The organism is Paenibacillus bouchesdurhonensis (assembly GCF_900155685.1).
GTDB classification, from domain to species: domain Bacteria; phylum Bacillota; class Bacilli; order Paenibacillales; family Paenibacillaceae; genus Fontibacillus; species Fontibacillus bouchesdurhonensis.
The window spans coordinates 2620062-2630517 of the sequence record NZ_LT732548.1 but is presented as its reverse complement, the minus strand read 5'-3'; the positions used below and the strand labels follow the sequence as shown (position 1 = coordinate 2630517).

Genomic DNA, 10456 nt, shown 5'->3' with positions numbered 1-10456 from the left:
GCGCCTCGCGCTGCGCGGCCAGCTCTTGCCGCGCCGCCGTTTGACGCGGCGACAGCTCCGCAAGCAGCCCTTCCGCCAAGGCGAGGGCTGCGCGGCGGTAGCGGCCGGTAATTCCGGCCGCCACATCGGCGGCGTAGCGCAGCGTATACTCGCCGGAGAGCAGCGCGCCTTCGCGCGCAGGCCCGGCAATCCACTCCTCCTCCGCCTGCGGAAGCTCGGCCTCCAGCCGGCTCTCCCATTCTTCGCCCCAAAGCGCCTCGCCCTGCCCAAGACGACGCAGCAAATCGCGTACATGCCAGTCAACCTGAGCCAGCGTTTGCTCCTTCAGCTTCCCTAGAAACTCATCCCTTCTGCGCTCCTTCTCGCGCTCGGTTTTAGCTCCATGAAACAGAAGCCCAGTTTTGAAGCCCGGCTTCCGGCTTTCCAAATACGATGCGGCAGCGTCCCGAAGCGGAGGCGTCATCACATGCGCATTAGCAAGGAGACCATCCAACTCCTTCACAAAGCCAGCGCGCAATCGATCAATCGTGTCCTCCTTCTCTAGCAGCTCCTGCTCCAACGAGGACAATTCATTCTGCAAGCTTTGGAGTGCCTCCTCGCCGCCGATCTTCTCAAGCAGCTTCTCTAGCTCTTCCTCATCGGCCTCATCGAGCCGCTTCATATATTGCTCAGCCCCGTGAAAAAGCGAGCAGCCGACACTGAACTCCAGCAAGCTTTGCCGAATATCAAAAAGAGAGGCAATCGTCTCTTCAAGCTCGGTTAACATGTTTAACGGATGGGACAGCTCCTTCAAGGAAATATAGAACACGCCTGCCGGCACGATGCCCCACAACTCAAAAGCATCCTCGACGGCACTGCGGTACTTCTCGAACGAAAGCTCATTGCTCCGGTGCTTATCGATTTGATTCACGACAAGATAAAGGGGCTTGCCCCAATCAGCCAACCGTTTGGCAAACGATAGATTGCTTTCCGACAATACATGATTGTAATCCATGACATAGAAGACGACGTCGGCCAGATGCAGCGCTGAATTGGTGGCCAGCGCATGGCCAGCATCATTGGAGTCAACGCCAGGCGTATCAAGCAGCACGCCATGTCGGCCCAATATAGGAACATCGTCCCAAAGAGAGATCATCGAATATGTATTTCCATCGCGGCAATAATCGTCCAATTGGTCGAGATCAAGCTCAATTTGCTCAGCCCGCAAAGCTTCCGGCTCTAATATAGCTCCATCAGGCGATTCCTCTTGTTCCGCTCGGGTAAGAACAGCTCGCGGCTCACCATGGCGTATAGCAGCAACGTTAGCCGTCGTCGGGATAGGGCCGGATGGCAGCACCTGCTTGCCGCACAACCTATTGATCAAGCTAGACTTCCCCGCCGAGAAATGACCGCAGAACGATACCGTTAATTCATAAGCTTCCAGCTTCTTCTTTAAATCCTGAATGTCCCGGTACGATTTCACATCATTCTCTGACGCGTATAAATCCAAAAACTGGTCAAGACGGTCATGAAGCCGCTGGTCTCGACCAATTGTCAACGTTTCCATAAATATGTACTCTCCTTATTTAAGGTGGCTTCCATGTCTTAGGAAATACATTCATTTTACATGAGTGGCATCTGACAGGGAAGTCTCATAATTAGTGATTTTCAAGTAAAAATTAAAGAACTTCCCGCTTATTTAAAGAAAAACATGGCACAGAGCACATTCTTCGGTGCCAGGTTGCGATTATCTCCGTTTTTGATTAAAAAATAAAGATTTCATCCTCTCCCAAGCACGTTCTATATATTCTCCTGCTTCTCCCTATCATACCTCGTATTATTTCTGTAGCAAGGACAAAAAAACCGCCCGCGAGGTTTCCCCTCGCTGTTGGCGGCAATCTTGCTGATGCGCGTGACGATAGTCGCGGCAATTACATCGAAGGCGCTTCAAGCAAATCGGCCTCAGATGGAATTAATATTTCAAATACTTTGCCATGCTGGAGAATCGTAATCCCCTTCTCCTTATCCTTCATCACAACCACTTCGGGTTTCACAGCCATGCGCTCCAAATAATGGCTCGGCACCTCGCCGGAGTCGCTGACGGTAATGCCTTCGAGCTCCCGTTCGTCGTTTTCCTGCAAATCAATCTCAATTACTTGCTCGAACATATCCGAGAATCGTTCAAAACTGTCGGTGTATACGGAAATACATTTCATGGAGTCTCATCCTCTTCTAAACTAGGTTTGTAAGTCACTTTTCTCTATCTTTTCTGACTGGTGACTTTTTCATACGTTTTTTGCCTTCCCGGCATACATCCAGCAGCGGGCATACCTCACACTGCGGATTTTGCGCCTTGCAATGATATCTTCCGAAAAAGATGAGCCGATGATGGGTAATCGTCCATTCTTCCTTAGGAACTCTCTTCATCAGCTTCTTCTCGACTTCAAGCACAGAGTCGTTCCAGCCCGCCAGCCCAAGACGCTTGCTGACCCGTTCTACATGCGTATCAACGGCGATCGCTGGTACTCCGAAAGCGTTCGAAACCACCACATTGGCCGTCTTGCGGCCCACACCGGGAAGCTTCACCAGCTCGGCGTATTCGCGAGGAACCTCTCCGTCATACTGTTCGATGAGAATCCGACATAAATTCTGAATATGCTTGGCTTTACTCCGAAATAATCCGATTCGCCGAATATCCTGCTCCAGCTCTTCAAGCGGAACGGAAAGATAATCTTCCGGCATCTTATATTTCTGAAATAAATCATCCGTCACCTTGTTTACGGTTGCGTCGGTACACTGTGCCGACAGCAGCACGGCAATCGTCAATTCAAACGCATTGCTGTGGCGGAGCTCACAGTGCGCATCCGGAAACATCGTGCCGATACAGTCCAGAATATGACGGACACCCGCGGCATTCATGTCTCCACCTAACCTTTCTTCACGAATCTTCACGAAGAAAACCGTCCTGCCCGGGAATGATCCCGCAACAAGACGGTTATTCTCACGAAGATAATTATTGTTTTTCGATTTCAACGAGTCTCTCACCATTGAAATATAAAACAATTTTATCATCATCTTTCAGAGATTGCACGGAAATAGTCGTGTCACCTTGGTGAATATACGTATCTGCATTTACGAAAAAGCGATATTTGTCATCGGCAATGCTTGCTCTTTTGACGACAAGCTCTCTTGAATTGGCATCATAGCGGGAGAACTTCCGCTCCAGCGAAGTCAGAACCTTAACGACAAGGTTGCCGTCACTGTCTTTGCGTACTTCCACATGATCCGCCGTCGTTAACCCGCCTGTGCCCGTAGTGACGGACGTTCCGCGCACCACTTTTACACTGCTCGTCAGCGGGAATGACTCGATCGCGCCGGTGAATGTTTTGACGGTCAAGTTCGAAGCGTCGATATTCTGTACACTGCCCAGCGTCAATCTTACCACTTGCAAGGATACCGCCTTGTGGCCATTGAATGCAACATTGATCGTCTGGCCGTTTTGAATATGGGATACCTTGATCGGATTCCCATTCTCGTCCGTCAAGACGGCTTGATCGACATAGAAGCTTTCTGTCAGCCCATTATTGCTATTGACCGCTCTAATACGGTTATAAGACGTATCCACGGAGCTGACCACGAATTGAGCGGAGGATTTCACAGCCAGCGTCTGTACCGCATCCTGGTTCACACTTAGCATGACAACTACAGCATCGCCTACTTTTACATCGCTTAGCGTGGCGCTCTTTCCGTACAATTCGATCGTAGGAGCTGTTCCCTGATAAGGGAGTGTTACTGTTTTGTTATCGGACGTCAGCAGCGTAATCTTCTTCTCCGAAGTATTGACGGAGACGAAGGTTCCTTCATATTTATAGATCATTTGCACGCTTAGCGCTCGGCTGCCGATATATGTCACATTTATTTTCCGATCCTTATTCAGCACGGATTCCATGCCTTCGAGGGTAGGCTGTGTTGAGTTATACTCTACTTTAGTCTTATCGTCCAGAACGAACACATGCGGCTTCGCATTCCCATCCAAAACGGTCAGCGTCTTCGACTTGCTGTCATAGTTAACGACGGTCGCTGCATTCATTTGCTCGGACTGGCGTCCCTGCACGACGATCTTCGTCACCCGCTCTTCAGCGTCCAGCGTCAGTTCCACCTTATCGCCGCCATTTAAATCCGCGATCAGATCGTCAAATGTCGCGTCATTGATCCCGCCAACGATAATTTCCGGCTTCTCCACCAACAGTTTCACTTCAGGATAACCGCTAGCATTGCTGAACGTAATGAGCCGTCCATTTTGATCGAGTCCTAGAAGGGTTCCGGATACCGTGCGTTCTACGCTCTGAGTGACCTCCAAGGAATCCAGCACACTGTTGTTCACTGTATATTTAATAGAGGAGTTTTCGCGCAATTCACTAAGGTTATTCAACTTCTGGCTCTGATATAAGAGTATCGTCTTATCATCTACTGCAAACGTCTCGACCGTACCCGAAGCGTCGCGAATCGATATCTTCTTGCCTGTTACATCAACGGCATCAATTGTACCTGTGCCTGATTTGCTAACCAAAGCCGACTTCACCTGAACAAGTACAGGCTTCTTGGCGGACGAATAAGTCTCGCGTTGTACAATAATCGTACTTTCTGGCGTCAGAGTGCTGGCAGCCACCTTATTTCCGTTCTGATCCAGGAAAGTTGTCGTGTCATCAAAAGTGTACTCCACGGAGTCATTGTTAACGAGCATCAAAATCCGGTTGCCATTCAAAATACGAAGTAAAGTACCTTCTGTAGTCTCCAACTGCTGCTTTGCATCGATCACTTCGACATACGCCGCCGACCCAACTTTGTCGATGGCCATCACTTTCGTATAAGGCTTCAGATCACCCTTTGAAATCTTGAGTTGCGAGTCCTTATTATAGTATACGCTGCGGTTGTCTAGAATGAAGCTCTTCAGTTGATTATCGACGTATAAGGTCAACTTGCTATCCGTTAATTCGGTTACGATCCCTTCGTACACATTCGAATAATTAGCGTTTAAATGCTCTCCTCCTTTGCCAAAGAAGGTTGCGATCTGCGCTCGGGTTACATTGCCCTGCGGATCGAATTTATTGCCTTCAATCCCTTTGGTAATGTCGAGTTGAGCCGCTAATTTGACGTAGCCCCGTACATTAGCGGAAATTTTATCGTGATCCGCGAAGCCCGTAGCCTCTGCTCCAAGCGCTTTAGCCTCCTCATCTTTATCCAAAGCACGGATCAATACTTTAGCTACCCACTCGCGGGACGCTTTCTTCTGCCCCCAAGACTCATTGGCTTTTATCGCTGCGAGTTCTTCATCCTTATCGATCAGGTTCTTCTTAATTGCCAGCTCGATATAAGGCTTGGCGTATCCGCTGATTTGCAGATCCGCTGGCGCGGTGTCCCCACTGCCGAGTTCCCCGCTCAGATTCATGAAGCGAATCGCCATCGTAATGGCTTCCTGCTGCGTGACACTGTCGCTTGGCCGGAATTTTCCTGCATCCCCGACGATAATGCCCTGTGCAGCCAGCTTATAAATATATTTCTCCGCCCAAAAGCCGTTCTGCACATCGCTAAACAAAGTAAATGCCGTATTCACAGTGTTGCTATTATTAGTCCTCGCATCCGCAGATGATCCTGCCGGCTCGTCTGCAAAAGCGGCACCGCCGCCGCTTAAGCAGATCGTGGCTGCAAGCATGGCTGAAACCGCTTTTTTGGAATTTCGTCTATAGCTGCGTTTAAATGATGACATTAAATTCTCCCCTTCAAAAAAATGATCTCTTAACCATGTTCGACGGCGAGGTGTATTTTCCTCCAAAAAGTTGCTATTTTCTTAGAAAAGGGTGCTCTAATTCGACATGCCCCATCAGCGTTTCCGCTTGCTGGCCGTCTATCAGCACTTCAATAGATTTCACTTCGTCGAATTGAAATAACGCCTTCGTTAATGATTCTACAGCGAGCGATTCGCCACCTGCACCAAGCCTCGCCTCATCCGGCAGCGACAAATCGACTGTCAATTTTCCGCCATCCAGCTTCGCCTCTTTGAAGTTCACTTTCCCCCAAAGCGACAGCAGTTCAGAAGCTTCACTATGCTGCAGAGCCTTCATAGTTTTCATATATTTCTGCTCATCATCGCTGTACGAAATTTCCTTTTCCTTCGCAATTAAATCATTCATTTGGTCATCTGTGAAGTAAGTTTGGATAACCGTCTTCTTCACCTGCTCTTGCACTGGGGAGACATCATCTGAATTGCCTGCACCATGAGCAACAGGATTATTCGGCGGCTCTTGTATCGTCTGGCCGATTTCACTGTTGCCAGCATGGTTAGAACCACTGCCATCTCCCTCTCCAAGCTTGGCTTCTGGCTTTTGACCGCATCCAGCGGTCACTGCGAGCAGAAGCACCAAAATCCCGGATAGCCATATCTTTTTGTTCACGGTTACTTCCTCCTCCTATAGAGATAGTTCAAGAAGCCGTCCAATTCGACTTCCTGAACACTCATATTTTGAACCGCTGGTTATTTAAAGCCAAGATAATCCATAATTCCATCGACAACACCTTGGGCGACGCTATTCTGAAACTTCTCCGTAAACAGCACAGCCTCATCGCCGGCATTGCTTAAATAACCGAATTCCAATAATACCGCCGGCATTGTCGTTTCCCGAGTTACATGCAAGCTCTTTGCACGTACTTTTCGATCCGGCAATCCGGAAGATTCGACGAGATACTTATGCATGATTTTAGCAAAGGGAAGGCTTTCCCCCCGCGTATAATAAGTCTCTACGCCGCTAGCTGTAGCTGAACCACTATTCGCATGCAATGAGACGAATAAATCTGCATTCATATTATTTGCAAGCTTGGCCCGATCCTGCAGCGTTACAAAGACGTCTGTACTGCGGGTAAGCACATAATCCAACTGCGTTTCCTTCTTCAATAAATTTTCAACCTTTTTGGCAATCGCTAGGTTGAAATCCTTCTCTCTCTTCTTCGTCACGCTGATAGCGCCCGGATCCGTTCCACCATGCCCAGCATCAATGACGACCAGCGGTTTTCCATTACTGTGGGATGGATAGCTCTGATCCACGTTTAAATCGATAATGATATAGCCGTCGTTCGCGTTCAGCAAGGAATAATTTCTAGCACGCGCTAAATCCATAACGACGCGAATCGTAGACGGATTATCATTAAACTGCGAATAACGAATTTTGGTTACATCCGGATATTCATTAATGTCCATGAAGCCAGTCTGATAGGCATCCAGCGAATGATTGCTTGAGAATGTATCATCGAACCTTGTATCCGGAATATCGATGACGATCCGATCTGGATCGCTCAGCTTGAAAACGTTGGGCTTTACATTTTTGTCTACCGCTATAATCAGGCGGTTGGCATCAAAGCTGATTCCTTTGACCGAAGCCAGATTTTGCGGAGGGACTGGATTCGGGCTGGTTGAGCCATTATCCGAGTTGCCGCTGTCTGAATCGGTATTGCTGCCCCCTTCGTTTCCGCCGCCTTGATCCGGGGTAATTAAATATACCGTCTTCGTCGCATTATCCCAGCCTACGGTAAGACCCATCTGTTCGCTAACGAATCTTAGCGGCACGAGCGTCGTATCCTGTTTCAGCATCGGAGCGATGCCCAGAGCCACTTTCTTACCATTTACAGTTGCACTTGTTTGATTGACGATCAGTTTGATCGTTGTATCGGCTTGCTTTATAGTTACCGTGCGCGTCCCTTTCTCCCAGTCGACGTCAAAACCCAGCTCCTCCATGACGACACGAATCGGAATCATCACATTACCTTTCACGTTCTGAACCTGCCCATTCTTCGGCAAGTTCAGCGCTTCTCCATTCAGATAAATACTTGTGCCGCTTCCGGCAGCTTGTCCTATCGTTGGAAAAGCAAAAATAAAAACAAGCAAAAACACCAAAAACCCAATTTTCTTCATCCGTCACCCCTACCATCCTTAAATTTTGCCTCGTGATGACCGATGATTGAGTTTCTTTTCTCGACATCACCAGACGACATATTAGACGCCCTGCAACCTTAAAAGTTGCGTAATCTTTCCTTTTTTCCGACAATGGTCCCTGCCGGCTGCCGTGCAAAAAAAGACCGTTCCCACAGCACATAGCTGTAAGAACAGTCTTTTGTTAATCCATTTTGCCGCATTTTAACGAGTCATGGGATATTCTAGTTCCACATGTCCCATCAAGCTTTCTACTTGTTCTCCATCGACGGTAAGCTCAAGCTTCTGCACTTCCACAAACTGAAATACCGTCGCTTTCAGCGAGTCAATCGCCAGCACTTCTGCCCCCGATCCCAGGCGTGCTTCGTCAGGCAGTTGAATATCGATGTGGAGTACACCATCTGCCAAGGACGCCTTGTTCAAAATGACCTTCTCCCATAGCGAGAAAAATCCGCTCTCTGCTATTTGCAATTGCTTGAAAGCTTCAGCGTATTTATCCTGTTCCTCCTGGAATTCAATCTCACGCTGCACCTCCGTAAGCTCCATCAAATTATCGTCGGTATAATAGAGCTTAATTTGGGCAGTTTGCATTTCAGGTTCAGTCACCTCAGTATCATTCTGTCCCGCCCCTTGGGAGACATTCGAACCTTCAGCTGCAGCAGGAGGCGATTCCGGCATTACTTCTGGAGCCGCCTGTGGCTTCTGACCGCATCCGGCCAATGCAGCAGCAAGCAGCAGTACCGCTCCGATTATACTTAATTTTTTCAAATCGATCCCCCCTCTCTTATATATTGTATACCCATCTACCACAATTTCTATTGCAGGCCTAGATATTCTTTGATCCCTGCTACGATGCCTGCTGCAATTCTATCCTGCACGGCAGGATCTTTCAACACAGCATCATCTTGCGGATTGCTCAGGAATCCAGCCTCTAGAAGTACAGCAGGCATCGTCGTCTCACGTGTCACCTTCAAGTTCTGATGCTTCGCTTTGCGATCTTTCAATCCCGCAGCTTCGATCACATGCCTATGCACTGTGTCTGCAAGAGTTATGCTGGCGTCTCGGGTATAGAGGGTTTCAGTTCCAGAAGCTGTTGCAGAACCACTGTTGGCATGAATGGAAATAAATATGTCGGCCTGAAGTTCATTCGCTATCTTTACCCGCTCATCCAACGTCGGGTATGTATCGTCGCTTCGCGTCATCACAGTGATGATATCTTGCTCCTGCTTAAGCAGCTCATCCACTCTCAAAGCAATCGCCAAATTGAAATCCTTCTCCAAGACACCGGATATGCTCGTTGCGCCCGGATCCTTGCCGCCATGGCCAGCGTCAATAACAATCAGGCTCTTGCCGTCAGGTCTTGCCGGTATAAATGGAACCGTTGGCTCCAAGGTCAAATCGATAAAGGTAAAGCTGTTCTCATTCGTAACCACGAACTCTCTGCTCTCATTCAAATCGATGACGATTCTTATCGTAGATGGATCGTTGCTGAACAAGGAATAGCGAATTTGCGCCACTTCCGGATAACCCTCGACCGTAAGCTGTCCCTGATTCGTCGCATCCAAAGGCAATGCGTCCTCGAATTGATCAGCAAATCTGGCATTCGGCACGTCGATTACTACACGCTCCGGGCCGCTCATCTTGAATACATTCGGCTCAACCGCGCGGTCGGTAGAAATCATGAGACGATTATCGCTGAAGCTAAGTCCGCTGATCGTCGCAAGATTCGTACTTGGATTATTCGTTATCGTTGTTCCAGAACCGCTGCTTACATTCGCATCCGGCTGCTCTACAGGCTGCTCCGGAACAACTTCTGCCTCTCCCTCATTTGCCGGCGGCGTGCTGGCTCCACCGTTTACAACACCGCTGTCCGAGCCAGAGCTAGAACTGTACAAATGCGCAGACTTCGTGTCATTATCCCAGCTGACCTGCAGTCCCATCTGCTCTCCTACGAAACGCAAAGGCACCAGAGTCGTATCTCCCTTGAGCAAAGGAGCGGCAGACAATGCAACATCATTGCCGTCAACGATTGCTTTACCGTTATCAATGAAAAGCTGCAGCGATCTGTCGCCTTGTTTTATCGCCACAGTTCCGGTCTGTTTCTCCCATCCGACTTCATAACCGAGTCCTTCCGATATGACACGAATAGGAACCATGACGCTGCCGTTTACGAGCCCGGCTTGAGCGCCGCTAGGCTGCTCCAGTTCCTGACCGTCTAGAAAGATCGAGTTGCTGGCAGCGGAGGCCTGCCCCGTACCCGGCAAAGCCCACATAAAAACAACCAGCAATAACAGAAAACCCAACTTCTTCATCGTATCCCCTACCAATCTCTTTTTTTCCGCCATCTGGCTGTGATGGTTTACCGTTCTATCGACAATATGACACGACATGCAAATACACAATTCCCTCTCGTCTTCTAATTAATCCCATACTAACAGATAATTCGCCGAGATCATAGACTTTAATCTATTTATTCGTGCATAGATTTGTAAATCC

8 protein-coding genes are annotated in these 10456 nt (G+C 48.7%); all 8 read right to left on the bottom strand.

Annotated elements, in window-relative coordinates:
- Positions 1-1546 (bottom strand): dynamin family protein (locus tag CZ379_RS16175; RefSeq protein ID WP_199925633.1); only part of this gene is annotated, 1546 nt, incomplete at its 3' end.
- 364 nt (positions 1547-1910) lie between these two features.
- Complete coding sequence (locus CZ379_RS16170; protein ID WP_110932563.1) at positions 1911-2195, bottom strand: NAD/NADP transhydrogenase alpha subunit; 285 nt, start codon at positions 2193-2195, stop codon at positions 1911-1913.
- Positions 2196-2229: 34 nt separating this feature from the next.
- On the bottom strand, positions 2230-2898 hold the full coding sequence (nth, locus tag CZ379_RS16165) for an endonuclease III (RefSeq protein WP_110934414.1): 669 nt from the start codon (positions 2896-2898) through the stop codon (positions 2230-2232).
- 94 nt (positions 2899-2992) lie between these two features.
- The gene (locus CZ379_RS16160) at positions 2993-5746 is read right to left on the bottom strand and encodes an S-layer homology domain-containing protein (protein ID WP_110932562.1); all 2754 of its coding nucleotides are present in this window, start codon (positions 5744-5746) and stop codon (positions 2993-2995) included.
- A 73-nt stretch (positions 5747-5819) separates the two neighbouring features.
- Positions 5820-6431 carry a GerMN domain-containing protein gene (locus tag CZ379_RS16155; RefSeq protein ID WP_110932561.1) on the bottom strand — a complete coding sequence of 204 codons (612 nt, stop codon included), beginning with the start codon at positions 6429-6431 and terminating at the stop codon, positions 5820-5822.
- A gap of 80 nt (positions 6432-6511) precedes the next feature.
- Positions 6512-7942, bottom strand: a complete 1431-nt coding sequence (locus CZ379_RS16150; RefSeq protein ID WP_110932560.1) for an N-acetylmuramoyl-L-alanine amidase family protein — start codon at positions 7940-7942, stop codon at positions 6512-6514.
- 222 nt (positions 7943-8164) lie between these two features.
- Complete coding sequence (locus CZ379_RS16145; RefSeq protein WP_110932559.1) at positions 8165-8728, bottom strand: GerMN domain-containing protein; 564 nt, start codon at positions 8726-8728, stop codon at positions 8165-8167.
- Positions 8729-8775: 47 nt separating this feature from the next.
- Positions 8776-10272: an N-acetylmuramoyl-L-alanine amidase family protein gene (locus CZ379_RS16140; protein WP_110932558.1), complete on the bottom strand. Its 1497-nt coding sequence runs from the start codon at positions 10270-10272 to the stop codon at positions 8776-8778.
- Positions 10273-10456: the final 184 nt, after the last annotated feature.